Genomic DNA, 17877 nt, shown 5'->3' with positions numbered 1-17877 from the left:
TCGGGGTCCGCCTCCTGCGTCCGGTCAGGGGATGTCGCCCACCTCGATGGACGCGATGGCCTCCGTGGCCTGCCGCGACAGGTCGGCGGAGATCGGCGAGCTCTTCGCGGCCTCGGCGGCCTGCGCCTGACCTTCGGGGCTGACCGCGTAGGTACCGAAGGCCTGCACGACGGCGGCCGTGGCCTCGTTCTCGTAGCGCGAGCAGTACACGTGGTAGGAGACGAGGACCAGCGGATACACGCCGGCCTCATCGGTGGTCCGGTCGAGGTCCAGCGCCAGATCGTAGTCCTCACGTCCGGGGACACGCGAGGCGAGATCGACGGCGGCTGCGGCGGCATCCGCGCTGACCGGCACGTACTCTTCACCGACCTGGAGGGCCGCCCGGCCCAGGGATCCACCGACGGCCGAATCGTCGGCGTAGGTCACGGCACCGACCGTGCTCGCGGCCGTACTGACCACACCTGCGTTTCCTTTGGCGTTCTCGTTCCGGAGTCCGGAGGGCCAGGTGCCGTCGGCCTCCTCCGTCCAGATCCCCGGTACCACAGCATGAAGATAATCCGTGAAGTTCTCGGTGGTCCCCGAGTCGTCGGACCGGCTGATCGCCGCGATGGGCAGGGAGGGGAGGTCGACGTCGTTCTGGGCCGCGATCGCGGGGTCGTCCCACCGGGTGATCTCGCCCCGGAAGATCCGCGCGACGGTGGCCGCATCGAGGTTCAGCTGGGAGATGCCGGGCAGATTGAACGCGATGCTGATGGGGGACACGTACGCGGGGATGTCGAAGGCTCCACCGGGGCCGCACGCCTCCGAGGAGAGGGCGAGTTCCTCCTCGTCTAGGTAGGCGTCGGAGCCCGCGAAGCTCACGGCACCCGCGAGCAGCGCCCCCCGGCCGGCTCCCGAACCGTCGGGAGAGTACTGGACCTGCGCCTTCGGGTAGAGGGCGCCGAATCCTGAGCGCCAAGCGTCCATGGCCGGCCCCTGCGCCGAGGATCCGGACCCGGTGATCGCTCCCTGCAGGCTGGTGTCCCCGCGCTCGGCCGCCGCTTCCTGCTCGGCGCCCAGCGGATAGTCGGACCCGCATGCGGTCAGGCCGACGACGGCGGCGAGGGACAGGGAGAGGACGACCGGGGCTTTCACCCGAGCTACGTTACAGGTGGCCTGCGGGTGAATTCGACGTGGACAGGGGATGAACGGGGGGTGTCAGCCGCGGTGCAGGCGGAAGCCGTCGGCGTGATGCACGAGCCGCCGACCGCCGCCGTCGTACAACTGGATCCACAGGACCGAGGCGTCCTCGGTCCGCATGTCGAGGATGCCGCAGAGCTGCGTCCCGGCCGGGTGCCTGAGGGTGATGGGCTCGCCGCGCACGACGCCGGACCAGTCCTGCACATCGGGTTCGCCGGAGGGGTAGGTGTCCATGGGGGCCTTTCGGGGCGTCGGGACTCCCACGCTAGCCAGGGTCCCTGAACGCCGGATGAACGCGGTCTGAAGGGTCTTCGTCGTCGACGCGGGCAACGCCGCGAAAGGATCCAGAGAGGTACCGCGCCGGCCGGAAGGACAGTCAGAGGGTGCGCCAGTCCCCGCTCGTGAGGTGGGACCCGGCCTGCGGACCCATGAGGAGCATCCCGCCGTCCACCACGAAGGAGGCGCCGTTGACGTAGCTCGATGCGCCGGATGCGAGGAAGGCGACGACGGCGGCGACCTCCTCGGGGGCCCCGGGCCGGCCGACCGGGATGCCGGGCCGGTCCATGCTGCCGGGATCCTGGTCCTCGGAGTCGTTCATCGGGGTGTTGATCTCCCCGGGGAGGACCGCGTTGGCGGTGATGCCACGATCGGCGAGTTCCAGTGCGAGGGTCCTGATGAGACCGCCCAGACCGTGCTTGGAGGCGTCGTACGCGGCGGAGCCGACGCGGGGCTGCTCCTGGTGCACGCTGGTGACCGCGATGATGCGTCCGCCCCGCCCGCCGTCGATCATGTGCGCGGCCGCGCGCTGGAGGCAGACGAAGGCGCCATCGAGGTTGGCGCCCATCGTGCCGCGCCAGGTGTCCCAGTCGGTCTCCATGAACATGGTGCCGCCGTTGACGCCCGCGTTGTTGACGAACACGTCGAGGCCGCCGAGTTCCCGGGCCAACTGGTCCACGACGTCCCCGCACGCAGGAGCGTCCGTGGTGTCCAGCCGGGCGACGGCCGCCTGCACGCCCTTCTCCCGGACCAGGCGGGCGGTCTCCTCGGCGCCCTCCTGATCGGAGTGCCAGGTGACGCCGACGTTGCAGCCTGCTGCAGCGAGGGCGATGGCCGTGGCGCGGCCGATCCCGGAGTCGGAGCCGGTGACGATTGCTGAGGTCGGTGTGAAGTCCATATTCCATCCTCTGCATCCCGGTACCCGCCACGCAAGGGAAAACCCCGGAACGGCAGAACCCCCGGATGGACGTCCGGGGGTTCTGGAGCCGCTGTGCGGAACCGGCTACGCCTCGACGGCTTCCCGGTGCCCGGTCGGGGCATCGACCGCGGTCGCCTCCACCGAGGTGGCCGACTCTCCCGTCATGATCTCGATCTTGCGGGGCTTCGCGCGCTCGCTGACAGGGATGGTCACGCTGAGCACGCCGTTCTCGTAGCGGGCTGCGATGCCTTCGGTGTCGATGCCCTGCCCGAGGTTCAGCTGGCGGAGGAACGAGCCGCTCTCTCGCTCGCGGGTCAACCACTTGACGCCTTCGGCCCCCCGCAGGGTGCGCTCGGCGCGGATGGTGAGCAGCTGACCGTCGACGTCGATATCCACCGACCCCGGATCGATTCCGGGAAGATCCGCGGAGAGGACGTAGTGGTCCTTCTCGCGGTACAGGTCCATCGGCATGAGACGGAGCCCGGGTCGGTTCTCCAGCAGGGCGCCGGCGACGCGGTCCAGCTCGCGGAAGGGATCGAATTTCATAGCCACTGGAAACAACTCCTTCGCTCGTACCACCAGGGGTGGTGTCGTTCTTAGTTGAGCGCCCTCCGCTCAACTAAGAAAAATGTTAGCACTCTGTCCTGTCGAGTGCTAACTTTTTTCGACGTCCCGGACGTCGGTCCCACCGGTACGCAGAAGGCCCGCACCGACGTGTCGATGCGGGCCTTCTGCTGTACTTCACGGTGCCTGCGCGGGGCCTCGATCCCCGGGCCTTCCGCGTGTGAAGCGGATGCTCTACCAGACTGAGCTACACAGGCATTTGGTTCTTGAACAGCTTAGGGCATCACGGCGTCGCACCAAACTCGCACGGCGCGGGCGTGCGGTGGGCTCCGCAACCGCTGGCCATCGACCCGCGGGCTCAGTAGCCTGAAACAAAGCCTGCTGATGAATGCTTCCGGTGGGCCGGATCACGACGAAGGGACTGCACCATGGACAACCAGGACATCCTCCAGCGCATCCAGACTCTCGTGCAGGAGGAACACGACCTGCGCGAGCAGCCCCAGGACGCGGGCGACGGCGAAGCTCACCAGTCCCATGCTGCTCGACTCCGCAAGGTCGAGGAAGACCTCGATCAGTGCTGGGATCTCCTGCGGCAGCGCCGGGCGAAGGCCGACGCGGGCGAGAATCCGGCCGATGCCGACGCCCGGCCGATCAGCCAGGTGGAAGGGTACCGCCAGTAATGGCGAAGCCCCTGGTCCTGTTCGACGTCAATGAGACGCTCTCCGACATGGGCCGCATGTCCCAGCACTTCGAGGAGATCGGCGCGCCCCCGCAGCTCGCGGCGCTCTGGTTCGCCTCCCTGCTCCGCGACGGGTTCGCCCTGACGGCCGTGGGACGGAATCCCGCGTTCCGCGAGGTTGCCGAGGGAGCGCTGCGGGCCGTCCTCTCCGGCCAGATGCTCAACCGCGGCGTCGACGACGCGCTGGCACACGTGATGACGGCCCTGCAGGAGCTGCCCGTCCACGCCGACGTGCAGGACGGCGTGGACGCGCTGTCGCGCGCCGGCTTCGAGCTGGCCGCGCTGACCAACGGCGCGCGCTCCACAGCCGAGGGCCTGCTGGAGCGTGCGGGCCTGCGCGATGCCTTCGCGGCCGTCCTCTCCGTGGAGGATGCTCCCCGCTGGAAGCCCGCCCCGGAAGCCTATGCCTCGGCGCTGTCCGCGCTGGGGAGGGAGGCGGGGGACGTCGTGCTCGTCGCCGTTCACCCCTGGGACATCGACGGCGCCGCCCGCGCCGGGCTGCGGACGGCGTGGCTCAACCGCGAAGGAACGCCCTACCCGGGTGCCATGACGCCGGCCGATCACGACGTCGCGTCGATCGCGGACCTGGCGCGCGTCCTGTCCGGCTGAACCACCCGTCATCGGTCGGGCACCGCCGGCCGGGCCTCCCAACCTCGACCATCGAAGGAGCATCATGACCGATCTCACCGCTTTCGCCCTCGTCTGCAGCCTCACCCCGTCACCCGAGCCCTCGAGCTCCGAGCTGATGGCGCAGCACATCCTCGACCAGTTCGCCGAGCGTGGCATCAGCACGTCGAGCGCCCGGATGGTGGACCACAACGTGGCTCCCGGAGTGCAGACGGACATGGGGGGTGGCGACGAGTGGCCCGCTCTCCGCGACAGGATCCTCGAGGCGGACATCTTCGTCCTCTCCACGCCCATCTGGGTGGGGCACCCTTCCAGCCTCGCGCAGCGTCTGATGGAGAGGCTCGACGCCGATATCGCGGAGACGGATGAGGAGGGGCGACCCATCATGGCGGGCAAGGTGGCCGTCGTCGCCGTGGTCGGCAACGAGGACGGAGCCCACAAGACCATCGCCGACATGATGCAGGGCCTCAACGACGTCGGCTTCTCCCTGCCGGCACAGGGATCCACCTACTGGGTCGGGGAAGCGATGCATGCCGTCGACTTCAAGGACCTGGATCAGGTGCCGGACGCCGTCGCCACCACGACGGCGGGAGTCGTGCGCAACGCAGCCCACCTCGCGACCCTCCTGCGCCGGGAGAACTTCCCGGTCGAATGACCACCCGTATCAAGGATGCGTAAAGACGCCCGGTGGCGGCCCCCGCGTCGGGTTGACTGGGCCACTGGTGCGGATGGCCCGCGCCGGTCCGGCAACCGTGAGGGCAGGCGTTCCCGTGAGGTCGAGTACAGCAGTCCTTCGGGGGCCGGGACGGGCGGGCAGTGCACGCAGACCCGTGTCCCTCCGGCCGATCGCCCGGTGGATGAGCCGCCTCAGCCCGCGCCACCCGGCGCAGGTCATCGTGCTCGGCTTCGCCGCGGCCATCCTCGTCGGCACGGCCCTCCTCCTGCTCCCGACGTCCAAGGCGGGCCCGGGGAGCGCCACGGTGCTCGAAGCCCTGTTCACCGCGACGTCGGCCGTCTGCGTGACGGGGCTGATCGTCGTGGACACGCCCGTCTACTGGACCGGGGGAGGGCAGGTCGTGATCCTCGGCCTGATCCAGGTGGGCGGCTTCGGCATCATGTCCTTCGCGTCCCTGCTCGGGGTGCTCCTCGCGCGGCGCATGGGGCTGCGGTCCCGGATCTCGGCGGCGGCGGAGACCAAGAGCGTGGGATTCGGCGATGTCCGGAAGGTCCTGCTCGGTGTCCTGCGCATCACCCTGGTGGTCGAATCCGTCACGGCCCTGGTGCTCGCGGCCCGGTTCTCCCTCGGCTACCGCCACGGCTTCTGGCAGGCCCTGTGGCTCGGCGTGTTCCATGCCGTGTCGGCCTTCAACAATGCTGGGTTCGCCCTGTTCAGCGACAGCCTCATCGGGTACGCCACCGACCCGTGGATCTGCCTGCCGGTCTGCGCTGCCGTGATCATCGGCGGTCTCGGCTTCCCCGTCCTCTTCGAACTCCGGCGCCATTTCCACTACCCGGCGAGGTGGCACATGACCACCAAGCTGGTGCTGAGCGGCACCGCGGTGCTCCTGCTGATCGGCACGGTCTTCATCACCGCCGTCGAGTGGTCGAACCCCGAGACTCTGGGGGCACTGCGCCCCGACGAGCGGATCCTGGCGGGCTTCTTCCAGTCCACCATGACGCGCACCGCGGGCTTCAACAGCGTCGACTTCGCCCAGCTCAACCCGGTCACGCTGCTCGCCATGGACGTGCTGATGTTCATCGGCGGGGGGCCTGCCGGAACAGCGGGCGGGTTGAAGATCACCACGTTCGGCGTGCTGTTCTTCATCCTCTACACCGAGATCAGCGGGGGGACGGCGGTCAACGTCTTCGGCAAGCGCCTGCCCCGTTCGGTCCACCGCCAGGCCATCTCGATCGTGCTGCTCGCCGTGGGCCTGGTCATCACCGCCACCATGATCCTCATGCTCATCACCGACTTCGGCCTCGACCGCGTGCTGTTCGAGGTCGTCTCCGCCTTCGCGACGGTGGGTCTCTCCACGGGAATCACGGCGGGCATCCCGCCTGCCGGCCAGGTGGTGCTGATCCTCGTCATGTTCGCGGGTCGCCTCGGTCCCGTCACCCTCGCGTCCGCGCTGGCACTGCGCTCCAGGCCCCTCTATTACGAGTACCCCAAGGAAAGGCCACTCATTGGCTAGGCAACGCATGTTCTCCTCCCGGCCCATCGAGGCCATCGCCGCCGCGGACTCCGTCGCCGTCATCGGTCTCGGCCGGTTCGGAGGCGCCCTGGCACTCGAGCTCGAACAGGCGGGCACGGAGGTCCTCGGCATCGACGACGACGAGGACACCGTGCAGTCCTTCAACGGACGGCTCACGCACGTGGTGAGAGCGGACACCACCAAGGAGGAGGCGCTCCGTCAGCTCTCGCTGCCGGAGTTCGACCGCGTGGTGGTCGGTATCGGCTCGGATCTCGAGGGGAGCATCCTGACGACGTCGATCCTCCTCCGTTTCCAGCGGCCCACCATCTGGGCGAAGGCCGTCAGCGAGCCGCACGCGCAGATCCTCTCCCAGCTCGGGGTGGAGCGCGTCATCAGGCCGGAGCACGACATGGGCAGGCGCGTGGCCCACCTGGTGCGCGGCACCATGCTCGACTACGTGGAGTTCGAGGACAATTTCGCGATGGTCAAGACGCGTCCGCCGCGGGAGTACTGGGACCGCGAGCTGGGAACCACGGGGCTGCGCGCGAAGTACGGCGTCACGGTGGTCGCAGTCAAGCGCCGGGGCGGCGCGTGGGACTACACGACGGCGCAGACCACGCTGTACGACGACGACGAGATCATCGTGGCCGGGCCCACGGGCAAGGCGGAGCTGTTCAGCTCCCTGGTCTGAGGCCGGGGGAGCGTCTCACCGGCCGATGTCCCGGCGCGTGATGCCGAGGACGGACGTGATCACCAGGAGACCACAGAGGCCGACGATGCACGCCAGGCCGCCGGCCAGGCCCTGCGCCACCCCTGCGGCCAGCGGTGCCGGACCGAAGGCCCAGTCGTAGGGCGAGAGACCCTTCAGCCATCGGGTGGCCTCCGCCTGGTTGCCGAGGGCATTGAACGCGTATCCGAGGACGGCCACCCCCGCTCCTGCGGCCAGGGACAGCGAACGGGAGCCGGTCAGGGCGCCCGTCGTGAGCGCGGCGAATCCGCCGAGGAGAACCAGAAGGTACAGGGCCACCGTCCCGGCGACCGCGCCCTCCGTGGTCAGGCCGAGCTGTGACGGACCGTTGAGGGCCAGCACCGCCACGAACAGAACCGCGCACACGAGGCCCAGCCGGACGGCCAGCGTGAGGCATGCCTCCAGCGCCACCTGCGTCCTCGTCACCCCGTGTGCCAGGGTCAGTTCAAGCGTGCCGCTCTCCTCCTCCCCGCCGATCAGGGCGGCGCCCCACCCCACGGCCGCGATGGTGAGCAGGACGAAGCCGATGAGGCCGAACAGCGTGGACTGCGCGTACCCCGCGCCCGTCGAGATGGCGTCGAAACCGAACGCGGAGACGAGCTCGGGCGGCAGGGAAGAGATCACGGCGTCCAGCTCCCCCGTCGCTCCCATCGACGGGTAGATGGGGAGGTAGAGCAGGCTCGCAGCCACGAGTCCGGCGGACCAGCCGGTCACGCCCCGCCACGACCGCCCGAGGGCGTGGCGTGTGAGGGGAAGAGTGTCAGTCGCCATGATCGGCTCCCGTCCGTCCTGGGTCGCCGTACAACTCGAGGACGGTCTGCTCGAGGTCGGGTTCCTCGATGACGACGTCGGCGAGGGCGAGGCCGGGAAGGACGGCCAGGAGGGGCACGGGAGAGCCGGAGAGGCGTCCCTCGACCACGAATCCGGGCCCGCGCCGGGGGCGGCAGGCGCGGGAGAGCTTGCAGGGCCGGGAGCGAAGCCGGCACGCGCGAGCTCGTCCTGCTGGTCGCTCGTCAGTGCCTCCCGCAGGACCAGCCGAACGGTGCGCAGCGCCGCCTCGCGCAGGTCCGCGAGGCGGGCGGACCTGACCAGCCGTCCCTCCCTGAGGACGGCGACCTGGTCGGCGCACTGCTGCACCTCGGAGATCACGTGGGATGACAGGAACACCGCCTGACCCGCGGCCTTCGCCTCCCGCACCAGTGCGAGGAACTCGCGCTGGACCAACGGGTCGAGCCCGGAGGTGGGCTCGTCGAGGACGAGGAGCTCCGGCTTGTGCATGAGAGCCTGGACGAGGCCGATCTTCTGCTTGTTGCCCTTGGACAGGGTGCCGATCCGGCGTGACGGGTCCAGCCCGAGGCGTTCGACGAGTTCCGCGCGGAAGGTGGCGTCGACCGGTCCGGAGATGTGGCCGAAATGCTGCAGGAACTCGGATCCCGTGACGCGGCCGTCGAGCTTCAACTCGCCGGGGAGGTAGCCGATGCGTCTCCTCAGCTCGGGGCGCGCCCGCCAGGGATCGGTGCCCAGGACCGAGCTGGTACCACTCGTGGGTTTGATGAGTCCGAGGATCAGCCGCATGGTGGTGGTCTTGCCGGCTCCGTTCGTGCCGATCACGCCGACCACGTCGGCAGGCCGGACGGAGAGCGAGACCGCATCGAGGGCGCTGACCGTGCCGTAGGTCTTGGTGAGCTCACGGAGCACCAGGGCGGTCATGGCGATCCCTCCGTCGGTCGGAGTGCCGCTCGGGTGGCCGTGAGCATCGTGTCGTCGCTGTAGAGGCCGTGGGTGTACAGCTCGAGCAGCGGCAGCGCCATCCGTCCCACCGTCGGAGGATCCAGCTCCTGCACTCCGAGGCTTCGTGCCACGTGCGCCCCGAGAACCACGTTCGCCAGCCCCTGCGCGGTGAGCACGACGGCGAGGACCTCCGGGTCGTCGAAGGATCGCATGGTCCCGTCCGCCGCCCCGTCCTCGATCGTATGGCGCGTGAGAGCCACCAACCGGTCGAAGAGGTGCTCGGCGACGGGTCCGCCGTCGGTGAGCATGCGGCCCAGATAGGCGAACAGCACCCGGTTCTCGCTCAGATTCCCCATGGCGTCGCGTATCCCGCGACGGGCGGCGGCGGTATCGGCCAGGTGGGGGAGGTCCGAGCCCGTGATGTGGTCCAGCAGGTGGTCGTCGCAGGCCGACCGCAGCGCCTCCTTCGACCCGAAGTGGTGGATGACGAGGGCCGCGGACACCCCGGCGTCCGCTGCGATGGCCCGGATGCTCGTTCCTGAGTATCCCGTGGCGGCGAAGCGGGACAGCGCTGCATCCCGGATGCGGGCCACCGCCGTGAGATCCTCCTGTACTGAACGCATGGACAGTATACTAAACGCACGTTCAGTGCTTGCCAAGGGGAGGGTAATGCGCCCGAGCAGGCGCAGGTTGCTACGCTTGAGGAAATGGTGAGCCGGGAAGTCTGGTCGGCGCTCCCATCGACCTGCCCGACCAAAGGACCTCCATGAGCTCGCACCAAGCCCCTTCGGCACCAGGACCGGCCTCGTCCGGCTCCAGCCTGTTCTCCCGCAGCAGCTACCCGGAGCACCTGCGCATCACGAGCATCCTGCGCAAGGAGACGGTGGGCGGCGGGCTCCTCCTGCTCGCCACGGTCATCGCCCTGATCCTCGCGAACACCGCTGCCGCCGACACGTACTTCGCCATCCGCGACTTCTCATTCGGCTACGAGCCGTGGCACCTGGAGCTCAGCGTCGGGGCGTGGGCGGCCGATGGGTTGCTCGCGATCTTCTTCTTCCTCGCCGGGCTGGAGCTCAAGCGAGAATTCGTCGCGGGCGACCTCCGCAAGTTCGACCGCGCCATCGTGCCCATCTCGGCGGCCGTGGGCGGCGTCGTCGTACCCGCCCTCGTCTATGTGGCCATCACCGTCAGTGCCGGCCCGGAGGCACTGCGCGGCTGGGCCATCCCGACCGCCACGGACATCGCCTTCGCCGTGGCCGTCCTCGCCGTCGTCGGATCCCACCTCCCGAGCGCCCTGCGGATCTTCCTGCTGACGCTCGCCGTCGTCGACGACCTCCTGGCCATCAGCATCATCGCGTTCTTCTACTCCGATGACATCGAGGTGTCCCCGCTCCTGTTCGCGATCATCCCGCTCGCGCTGTACGCGTTCCTCGCCCAGCGCTTCCCGGTGTTCTTCCAGCGCCGCGCGTGGGCTCCCTGGATCATCCTGCTGCCCATCGGCTTCGCGGTCTGGGCGCTCGTCCACGCCTCGGGCGTCCACGCCACGGTCGCCGGCGTCCTGCTCGGCTTCGCGATCCCCGTCCTGCCCAAGAGCGTGACCCCGAAGGACGTCGACGACCCGGCGAAGCCCGCGGACACCGAGCCGGCGGAGGAGGCCGGGAAGATGCACGACCTGCATCCCGACGGCCTGGCCGACACGCTCGAGCACTCGATCCGCCCCCTGTCGGCGGGGTTCGCCGTCCCCGTCTTCGCTTTCTTCTCCGCAGGCGTCGCCATCGGCGGTCTCGAGGGGCTGGTCACGGCCGTGACGGACCCGATCGCCGTCGGCATCATGGTGGCACTGGTGATCGGCAAACCCGTCGGGATCCTCCTCGCCACGTTCGCCGTGACGAAGACGACGAGAGCGAGCCTCGACCCCGACCTGGCGTGGATCGACGTCCTTGGCGTGGCACTGCTTGCCGGCGTCGGGTTCACGGTCTCGCTGCTCATCAGCGAACTCGGCTTCGGTCAGGGCTCACCGGAGGACGATCACGCCAAGGTGGCCATCCTCGCGGGCTCCCTCATCGCCGCCGTCGCTGCGGCCATCCTCCTGCGCTCGCGCAACAAGCGGTACCGGGAGATCGAGGAGCAGGACGCGATCGACGCCGATCACGACGGCATCCCGGACGTCTACGAGGGGCGCTGAACCGGCAGGAAACGGTCGAGGGCGGTAGGGCCCGGGTCGGTCGAGCCCGGGCGGGGATCAGCCGGAGGTGCGGCGCCACAACCAGGACAGCGTCATGACACCGGCGCTGCGGCGGAACCCGCTCTGCCCGGCCCTGACCTCCAGTGCGGCCCAGACCGCGAGGCACACGGAACTCGCGAGGCGGAGCCGTCGGCGGTTCTTCTCCTCGAGGGCCATGAAGGACGCGGCGCCGAGGAGGGCCCACCCCACGATCGGCGCGTTCGGCTTCTGGGCGATCGTCTGGCGTCCGAAATCGTCGGTGAAGAATCCCATCACGCGCCCTTCTTCCCGGAGGTGCCGGCGGCCTTCTTGGCATCGGCCTTCTTCTCGCGGTTCTTCTCGACGCTGCGGCGCAGGGCCTCCATGAGGTCGAGGACGTTGTCGCCGTCCTCCTCCTCGCTCCTGCCGAACGTCTCCTCGGTGTCGAGGGTGTCACCCTTCTCGATCTTGGCGTCGATCAGCGTCCGCAGCTGTGCCTGGTACTCGTCGGTGAAGTTCTCGGGGTCGAAGTCGGTGGAGAAGGAGTCGACGAGGGCTGCGGACATCTCCTTCTCCTTGGCCGAGATGCGCACCTTCTCCTCGAGGGCGGGGAAGGAGGCCTCGCGCACCTCGTCGTCCCACAGGAGGGTCTGCAGCATCAGGACGTCACCGCGCACCCGCAGGGCGGCGAGGCGGCTCTTCTGCCGGAGGGAGAACTGGACGATCGCCGTGCGGTCCGTCTCCTGGAGGGTGCGCCGCAACAGGACGTAGGCCTTGGTGGAGGCGCTGTCTGGCTCCAGGTAGTAGGCGCGGTCCAGCATGATCGGGTCTATCTGCTCGCTGGGCACGAACTCGACCACCTCGATCTCGCGGCTGCGCTCGACGGGCAGGGACGCGATGTCCTCGTCGGTCAGCACCACGGTGTGCTCGCCGTCGTCGAAGGCCTTGTCGATGTGTTTGAAGTCCACCACTTCGCCGCACACCTCGCAGCGGCGCTGGTAGCGGATGCGCCCGCCGTCCCTGTCGTGCACCTGGTGCAGGGAGATGTCGTGGTCCTCCGTGGCGCTGTGCACCTTCACCGGCACGTTCACCAGGCCGAACGCGACCGCTCCCTTCCAGATGGCTCTCATGGTCCAAGTGAACACCAAGCAGGCTTACCCTGCCAGAGCGCTGCCCGCGCGCCCCTCTAGACTTGTGGGGTGACCGAGACCGTAGAGCCCATCGTCAGCAAGACCACCACGGACGACGGCGGGACGGTGCTGCGACTGGAGTTCCAGTTCGCGTTCCCCCCGACAGTGCTGTGGAAGCACCTGACGGACGAGGGCAAGCTGAAGTACTGGTTCCCCTGCGAGATGGAGTTCGAGCCGCGGAAGGACGAGGAGATCCTCTTCCGGTACGCGGACCAGAAGCCGCTGCGCGGGACGGTGCTCGAGGCGGAGCGCCCCTCGGTGCTCGCCTACACCTGGGAGCGGGACACGCTGCGCTGGGAGCTGACGCGTACGGGCGACAACGGGGCGCAGCTCGTGCTCCTGCTGACTCCCGGCAGCCCCCGCCATGCCGCGACCATGGCCGCCGGCTGGCACCTGACCATCGCCGGGCTCGACGACTTCCTGAACAAGCGCAACCTCGGACAGAACCCCGCCCTGTGGGACACCTATGTGGAGCGGTACCGCGCGCAGTTCGACTAGCGGGTAGGTGTCCCGGCGTCCTCCCCGCCCGGCGGCGCCGATTGGTAGTGGAAACCCGTGGGCATCCGGTCAAGACTGGGGGCATGCCTCCTCCCCGTCCTGCACGGCAGCAGACCGTCACCGTGGAAGGACGCACGCTCCGGCTCTCCAACCTCGACAAGGTGCTCTATCCCGCCACGGGAACCACCAAGGCCGATGTCCTCGCGTACTACGCGGCGGTCGCGCCCCAGCTCATCCGTCATGCAGGCCACCGGCCCGTCACCCGGAAGCGCTGGGTGCACGGCGTCGGGACGCCCGAGGAACCGGGCCAGGTGTTCTTCCAGAAGAACATCGACGACAACGCTCCTGCCTGGGTGGCCCGCAATGCCATCCAGCACAAGGACCACGTGAACGTCTACCCGATGGTGGACGACCTCGCGACCCTGACGTGGCTGGGGCAGATCGCCGCGATCGAGATCCACGTGCCGCAGTGGCGCTTCGGGCCGGACGGCGGCAAGGGCGACCCCGACCGCCTGGTGCTCGACCTCGACCCGGGGCCGGGAGCAGAGCTTGCCGAATGCGCTGAGGTGGCGCTCCTGGCCCGGCCGATCCTGCAGGACATGGGGCTCGAGCCGTTCCCCGTCACGAGCGGCTCCAAGGGGATCCACCTGTACTGCGCGCTCGACGGACGGCAGACCTCCGACCAGGTGTCCGCCGTCGCCCACGAGCTGGCACGGGCCCTCGAGGCGGACCACCCGGACCTCGCGGTCAGCGACATGAAGAAGGCCCTGCGCTCGGGCAAGGTCCTCGTGGACTGGAGCCAGAACAACGCGAACAAGACCACGGTGAGCCCCTACTCGCTGCGCGGACGGTTCGAGCCGACGGTCGCTGCACCGCGAACGTGGGAGGAGCTCGCGGAGCAGGGTCTCGCCCACCTCGATTTCCGCGAGGTGATGCAGCGCGTCGAGAGTCTCGGCGACATCCTGGCGGACGCCACCGCGCCCCTGCCCGCCACGATCAGTGGGGCGACGAGGCCCGAGGACCGGCTGTCCACCTACCGCTCCATGCGGGACGCCGCGAAGACGCCCGAGCCCGTGCCCGAGGCCGTGGGGCCGGCGGGAGGGAACAGCTTCGTCATCCAGGAGCACCATGCGCGGCGCCTGCACTACGACTTCCGGCTCGAACGCGACGGCGTCCTCGTCTCCTGGGCCATCCCGAAGGGGCCGCCCCTGACGCCGAGCCGGAACCATCTCGCCGTGCAGACCGAGGACCACCCGCTCGACTACGGATCCTTCGAGGGAACTATTCCGAAGGGGGAATACGGCGGTGGAGAGGTGTCCATCTGGGATGCGGGCACCTACGAGCTGGAGAAGTGGCGTGACGGCAAGGAGGTCATCTGCACGCTGCACGGGAGGCCGGATGGCGGACTGGCGCGCGGCGGGACGGGTATCCGACGCTATGCGCTGATCCACACCGGTGGCGGGGCGAGCGGCAAGAGCAACTGGCTGATCCACCTCATGAAGGAGCAGCCGGCGGAGGCGCGGAACGCCACGGCCGACGGCGGGTCGGGCCCCGAGGAGGTCGGGACGGTGGAGGAGCCCGAGGCGCCGACCGCCGCCGGAGGTACTCCAGCCAGGCCGGTCCGCCCGATGCTCGCGACGCTCGGATCGCAGCAGGCGATCCCCGACCCGGACCAGTGGGCGTACGAGATGAAATGGGACGGCGTCCGGTGCATCGCCGTCGTCGAGAACGGACAGGTCACGCTGCTGAGCCGGAACGGCATCGACACCACGTCCACCTACCCCGAGCTCGGCGACCTCGGTGATCTGCTGAGTGCGGAACGCGCTGTGCTCGACGGCGAGATCGTGGCGCTGAACGCGAAGGGCCGCCCCGACTTCGGCCTCCTCCAGAAGCGGATGAAACTCACGCACAGCGCCGAGATCGAGGGTGCGCGGCGCAAAACGCCCGTGCGGCTGATGCTCTTCGACCTGCTGGAACTCGACGGCAACGATCTCACGGGCCTGCAGTACTGCCAGCGGCGGGAACTGCTGGAGAAGGCCGTCGACGAGGCGGAGGACGGTCACGTGCAGGTTCCCCCGGCGCTGGACGCGACGCTCGACGAGGCGGTCGAGGCCAGCCGGCAGCTCGGCCTCGAGGGCATCATGGCCAAGCGCCTGACGAGTGACTACCAGCCGGGTGCGCGGTCGTCGTCGTGGGTGAAGATCAAGCACCTGCACACCCAGGAGGTCGTGGTGGTGGGCTGGCGGCCGGGCAAGGGCAGTCGTGCGTCGAAGGTCGGGTCCCTCCTCGTCGCCGTGCCCGACGGCGTCGACCTGCGGTACGTGGGCCGCGTCGGGTCCGGGCTGACCGAGCGGGACCTCGCGGAGGTCGGTGCCCGTCTGAAGAAGCTCGCACGGAAGACCGCCCCGCTGGACGATGTGCCCGGCGCGGATGCGTCCGACGCCCAGTGGGTGCGGCCGTCGCTGGTCGGCGAGGTGCAGTACAGCGAGCACACGGGCACCGGCAGACTGCGGCACCCCGTGTGGCGCGGCTGGCGGCCGGACAAGACGCCGTCGGACGTCGTCGTGGAGCTGTGACGGAGATGACGGAATCAGGACATGGACAACCAGGGAGGCAAACATGAAGGATCGTGATTTCGGCGGGCTGGACGCCTGGTGGCGGGCCGCCAACTACATCTCGGTGGGCCAGATCTACCTGCGGGACAACGCCCTGCTCACGCGGCCGCTCGCGGGTGAGGACGTCAAGGCACGCCTGCTCGGTCACTGGGGAACCACGCCGGGTCTGAACTTCGTCTATGCGCACCTCAACAGGGTGATCGCCGAGCGCCGGCAGGAGATGCTGTTCATCACCGGACCCGGCCACGGAGGACCCGCCAACGTCGCGAACGCCTGGCTCGAGGGCACCTACTCCGAGGTGTACAGCAACATCGGCACCGACGGCGCAGGCCTGAACGCCCTCTTCAAACAGTTCAGCTACCCCGGCGGCATCCCCTCGCACGCTGCGCCGGAGACTCCCGGCTCCATCCATGAGGGTGGCGAGCTCGGGTACAGCCTGGCGCACGCCTACGGCGCCGTGTTCGACAACCCTTCGCTGATCGCCGCGGCAGTGGTGGGCGACGGCGAGGCGGAGACGGGCCCCCTCGCGACGAGCTGGCACTCGAGCAGCTTCGTGGACCCTGCGGTGGACGGCGCCGTCCTCCCGATCCTGCACCTGAACGGGTACAAGATCGCCAACCCGACGGTCCTCGCCCGCATGCCGGAGGAGCAGCTGCGGCAGCTGATGTACGGCTACGGGTACGATCCACACTTCGTCACGGTCTCCGACCCTCGGGCCACCGAGGCGGCCCACCGCGATTTCGCCGCGGTCCTGGACGCGTGCATCGACGAGATCCATGCCATCCAGGAGCGCGCACGCACCTCACCCGCGGGAGCGGACGCCGCTGCGGCCCGCTGGCCGATGATCGTGCTGCGCTCGCCGAAGGGCTGGACCGGTCCGGCGGAGGTGGACGGCAAGCCCGTGGAGGGGACATGGCGGGCCCACCAGGTGCCGCTCTCGGAGATCCACGACAACGAGGAGCACCTGCACCAGCTCGAGGAATGGCTGCGCTCCTACGACCCGGGCACCCTGTTCACCGAGGCAGGGGAACTCAGACCGGAGATCGCAGCCCTGGCCCCCGAGGGCGACCTGCGGATGAGTGCGACGCCCTACGCGAACGGCGGACGCCTGCTCCGGGACCTCGTGCTGCCCTCCTACGCCGAGCACGCGGTCGAGGTCAGTTCTCCCGGCGCGGAGAAGGTGAGCCCCATGACCACCGTGGGTGGGTACCTGCGGGACGTGATGGAACGCAACCCGCACAACTTCCGCCTGTTCGGACCCGACGAGACGTCGTCGAACCGGTTGTCCGCGGTCTACGAGGTGACGGACAAGGTGTGGCAGCCGCGGATCGAGGACGTCGACGAGCACCTCGCACGCTCCGGACGCGTGATGGAGGTGCTCAGCGAGCACCTGTGCCAGGGCTGGCTGGAGGGGTACCTCCTCACCGGGCGGCACGGCGTCTTCACCTGCTACGAGGCCTTCGTGCACATCGTCGACTCGATGTTCAACCAGTTCGCGAAGTGGCTGAAGATCCACAGGACGATGCCCTGGCGGCAGCCCATCGCGTCCTTCACCTACATGCTCTCGAGCCACGTCTGGCAGCAGGACCACAACGGCTTCTCGCACCAGGACCCGGGGTTCATCGACCACGTGGTGAACAAGAAGGCGGATGTCATCCGGGTCTATCTGCCGCCGGACGCGAACACCATGCTCGCGGTCACCGAGCACTGCCTGCAGGCACGGGACACCGTCAACGTGATCGTGACCGGCAAGCAGCCCGCGCCCACCTGGTTCGGCCCGGACGAGGCGCGCCTGCACGTCACCCGTGGCATCGGAGTGCTCGGTTTCGCGGGCACGGAGGAGCCCGGGGTGGAGCCCGACGTCGTGCTCGGCTGCGCAGGCGACGTCCCGACCCTCGAGGCGATCGCTGCGGCGGGACTGCTGACGGCGGGGATCCCGGGGCTGAAGATCCGCGTGGTCAACGTGGTGGACCTCATGCGACTGCAGGACTCCACCGAGCACCCGCACGGCCTGTCCGCACGGGAGTTCGACACGCTCTTCACCACATCCAAGCCCGTGATCTTCGCCTACCACGGCTACCCGTGGCTCATCCATCGGCTCACGTACCGGCGGAACAACCACGGGAACCTGCACGTTCGGGGCTATAAGGAGGAAGGCACGACGACGACCCCGTTCGACATGGCGATGCTGAACCAGATAGACCGGTTCCAGCTGGCCATGGACGTGATCGACCGCGTGCCGACCCTCGGAGCGACCGAGGCGCGGTTCCGGCAGGACCTGCAGGATCAGCGGCGTCGCGCGTGGCAGTACACACGCGACGCCGGCGAGGACCTCGAGGCCATCACCGGCTGGACGCTCGACGAATCTTCGCCGGACGACGCGAAGTAAAACCCGT

17 protein-coding genes and 1 tRNA gene are annotated in these 17877 nt (G+C 69.0%); 9 read left to right on the top strand and 9 right to left on the bottom strand.

All coding sequences use genetic code 11. The features are described 5' to 3' along the window. Positions 1–24: 24 nt before the first annotated feature. The 5 genes from pstS to FJV46_RS05470 form a co-directional block, all read right to left on the bottom strand. On the bottom strand, positions 25–1134 hold the full coding sequence (pstS, locus tag FJV46_RS05490) for a phosphate ABC transporter substrate-binding protein PstS (protein WP_232008537.1): 1110 nt from the start codon (positions 1132–1134) through the stop codon (positions 25–27). 63 nt (positions 1135–1197) lie between these two features. Then, positions 1198–1413, bottom strand: coding sequence for a hypothetical protein (locus FJV46_RS05485; protein WP_087029135.1), 216 nt, complete (start codon positions 1411–1413; stop codon positions 1198–1200). 142 nt (positions 1414–1555) lie between these two features. After that, positions 1556–2353: an SDR family oxidoreductase gene (locus tag FJV46_RS05480; protein ID WP_087029137.1), complete on the bottom strand. Its 798-nt coding sequence runs from the start codon at positions 2351–2353 to the stop codon at positions 1556–1558. A 105-nt stretch (positions 2354–2458) separates the two neighbouring features. Further along, positions 2459–2920 (bottom strand): Hsp20/alpha crystallin family protein, encoded by a 462-nt coding sequence (locus tag FJV46_RS05475; RefSeq protein WP_087029139.1) that lies wholly within the window; start codon positions 2918–2920, stop codon positions 2459–2461. 201 nt (positions 2921–3121) lie between these two features. Next, positions 3122–3195, bottom strand: a tRNA-Val gene (locus tag FJV46_RS05470). A 171-nt stretch (positions 3196–3366) separates the two neighbouring features. Between FJV46_RS05470 and FJV46_RS05465 the strand changes: the two genes are divergently transcribed. The 5 genes from FJV46_RS05465 (at position 3367) to FJV46_RS05445 (ending at position 7187) form a co-directional block, all read left to right on the top strand. Next, positions 3367–3618: a DUF2630 family protein gene (locus FJV46_RS05465; RefSeq protein WP_087029140.1), complete on the top strand. Its 252-nt coding sequence runs from the start codon at positions 3367–3369 to the stop codon at positions 3616–3618. Continuing rightward, positions 3618–4286, top strand: coding sequence for a haloacid dehalogenase type II (locus FJV46_RS05460; protein WP_087029142.1), 669 nt, complete (start codon positions 3618–3620; stop codon positions 4284–4286). The genes FJV46_RS05465 and FJV46_RS05460 overlap by 1 nt, the downstream gene beginning before the upstream one ends. A gap of 64 nt (positions 4287–4350) precedes the next feature. Next, the gene (locus FJV46_RS05455) at positions 4351–4959 is read left to right on the top strand and encodes a flavodoxin family protein (RefSeq protein ID WP_087029145.1); all 609 of its coding nucleotides are present in this window, start codon (positions 4351–4353) and stop codon (positions 4957–4959) included. A 202-nt stretch (positions 4960–5161) separates the two neighbouring features. Continuing rightward, a complete protein-coding gene (locus FJV46_RS05450; protein WP_087029405.1) occupies positions 5162–6496 on the top strand; it encodes a TrkH family potassium uptake protein in 1335 nt (444 codons plus the stop codon). A 7-nt stretch (positions 6497–6503) separates the two neighbouring features. Beyond that, the gene (locus tag FJV46_RS05445) at positions 6504–7187 is read left to right on the top strand and encodes a potassium channel family protein (RefSeq protein ID WP_087029147.1); all 684 of its coding nucleotides are present in this window, start codon (positions 6504–6506) and stop codon (positions 7185–7187) included. Between the two features lie 15 nt (positions 7188–7202). Here the strand turns inward: FJV46_RS05445 and FJV46_RS15545 are convergent, their stop codons facing one another. After that, positions 7203–8954, bottom strand: coding sequence for an ATP-binding cassette domain-containing protein (locus tag FJV46_RS15545; RefSeq protein ID WP_232008538.1), 1752 nt, complete (start codon positions 8952–8954; stop codon positions 7203–7205). Then, entirely contained in the window at positions 8951–9598 is a 648-nt protein-coding gene (locus FJV46_RS05430; protein WP_087029151.1) for a TetR/AcrR family transcriptional regulator, read from the bottom strand. The genes FJV46_RS15545 and FJV46_RS05430 overlap by 4 nt, the downstream gene beginning before the upstream one ends. Before the next feature lie 143 nt (positions 9599–9741). On the opposite strand from FJV46_RS05430, the gene nhaA reads away from it, so the two are divergent. Continuing rightward, positions 9742–11160, top strand: coding sequence for a Na+/H+ antiporter NhaA (gene nhaA, locus FJV46_RS05425; RefSeq protein WP_087029153.1), 1419 nt, complete (start codon positions 9742–9744; stop codon positions 11158–11160). 57 nt (positions 11161–11217) lie between these two features. Here the strand turns inward: nhaA and FJV46_RS05420 are convergent, their stop codons facing one another. Beyond that, on the bottom strand, positions 11218–11472 hold the full coding sequence (locus FJV46_RS05420; RefSeq protein WP_087029155.1) for a hypothetical protein: 255 nt from the start codon (positions 11470–11472) through the stop codon (positions 11218–11220). Further along, positions 11472–12308, bottom strand: a complete 837-nt coding sequence (gene ku / locus FJV46_RS05415; RefSeq protein ID WP_087029157.1) for a non-homologous end joining protein Ku — start codon at positions 12306–12308, stop codon at positions 11472–11474. The genes FJV46_RS05420 and ku overlap by 1 nt, the downstream gene beginning before the upstream one ends. A 69-nt stretch (positions 12309–12377) precedes the next feature. Here ku and FJV46_RS05410 point away from each other — a divergent pair, with 69 nt between their 5' ends. From FJV46_RS05410 to FJV46_RS05400, 3 genes are all read left to right on the top strand, one after another. Beyond that, positions 12378–12866: an SRPBCC domain-containing protein gene (locus tag FJV46_RS05410; RefSeq protein ID WP_087029159.1), complete on the top strand. Its 489-nt coding sequence runs from the start codon at positions 12378–12380 to the stop codon at positions 12864–12866. Positions 12867–12949: 83 nt separating this feature from the next. Beyond that, complete coding sequence (locus tag FJV46_RS05405; protein WP_087029160.1) at positions 12950–15442, top strand: ATP-dependent DNA ligase; 2493 nt, start codon at positions 12950–12952, stop codon at positions 15440–15442. Positions 15443–15485: 43 nt separating this feature from the next. Next, positions 15486–17870, top strand: a complete 2385-nt coding sequence (locus FJV46_RS05400) for a phosphoketolase family protein (protein WP_087029162.1) — start codon at positions 15486–15488, stop codon at positions 17868–17870. Positions 17871–17877 lie beyond the last annotated feature (7 nt).

Source organism: Arthrobacter agilis, assembly GCF_006494655.1.
Classification (GTDB): Bacteria; Actinomycetota; Actinomycetes; order Actinomycetales; family Micrococcaceae; genus Arthrobacter_D; species Arthrobacter_D agilis.
The sequence above is the reverse complement of the archived record's forward strand: the minus strand, read 5'-3'. Positions and strand labels throughout refer to the sequence as shown.

What these genes read in the sequence shown, in the direction of transcription:
- FJV46_RS05445 (WP_087029147.1), top strand. Translation starts at nt 6,504, where the DNA reads ATGTTCTCCTCCCGGCCCATCGAGGCCATCGCCGCCGCGGACTCCGTC.
- nhaA (WP_087029153.1), top strand. Translation starts at nt 9,742, where the DNA reads ATGAGCTCGCACCAAGCCCCTTCGGCACCAGGACCGGCCTCGTCCGGC.
- FJV46_RS05430 (WP_087029151.1), bottom strand. Translation starts at nt 9,598, where the DNA reads ATGCGTTCAGTACAGGAGGATCTCACGGCGGTGGCCCGCATCCGGGAT.
- FJV46_RS05465 (WP_087029140.1), top strand. Translation starts at nt 3,367, where the DNA reads ATGGACAACCAGGACATCCTCCAGCGCATCCAGACTCTCGTGCAGGAG.
- FJV46_RS05400 (WP_087029162.1), top strand. Translation starts at nt 15,486, where the DNA reads ATGAAGGATCGTGATTTCGGCGGGCTGGACGCCTGGTGGCGGGCCGCC.
- FJV46_RS05475 (WP_087029139.1), bottom strand. Translation starts at nt 2,920, where the DNA reads ATGAAATTCGATCCCTTCCGCGAGCTGGACCGCGTCGCCGGCGCCCTG.
- FJV46_RS05420 (WP_087029155.1), bottom strand. Translation starts at nt 11,472, where the DNA reads ATGGGATTCTTCACCGACGATTTCGGACGCCAGACGATCGCCCAGAAG.
- FJV46_RS05455 (WP_087029145.1), top strand. Translation starts at nt 4,351, where the DNA reads ATGACCGATCTCACCGCTTTCGCCCTCGTCTGCAGCCTCACCCCGTCA.
- FJV46_RS05480 (WP_087029137.1), bottom strand. Translation starts at nt 2,353, where the DNA reads ATGGACTTCACACCGACCTCAGCAATCGTCACCGGCTCCGACTCCGGG.
- FJV46_RS05485 (WP_087029135.1), bottom strand. Translation starts at nt 1,413, where the DNA reads ATGGACACCTACCCCTCCGGCGAACCCGATGTGCAGGACTGGTCCGGC.
- ku (WP_087029157.1), bottom strand. Translation starts at nt 12,308, where the DNA reads ATGAGAGCCATCTGGAAGGGAGCGGTCGCGTTCGGCCTGGTGAACGTG.
- FJV46_RS05405 (WP_087029160.1), top strand. Translation starts at nt 12,950, where the DNA reads ATGCCTCCTCCCCGTCCTGCACGGCAGCAGACCGTCACCGTGGAAGGA.
- FJV46_RS15545 (WP_232008538.1), bottom strand. Translation starts at nt 8,954, where the DNA reads ATGACCGCCCTGGTGCTCCGTGAGCTCACCAAGACCTACGGCACGGTC.
- FJV46_RS05460 (WP_087029142.1), top strand. Translation starts at nt 3,618, where the DNA reads ATGGCGAAGCCCCTGGTCCTGTTCGACGTCAATGAGACGCTCTCCGAC.
- FJV46_RS05450 (WP_087029405.1), top strand. Translation starts at nt 5,162, where the DNA reads ATGAGCCGCCTCAGCCCGCGCCACCCGGCGCAGGTCATCGTGCTCGGC.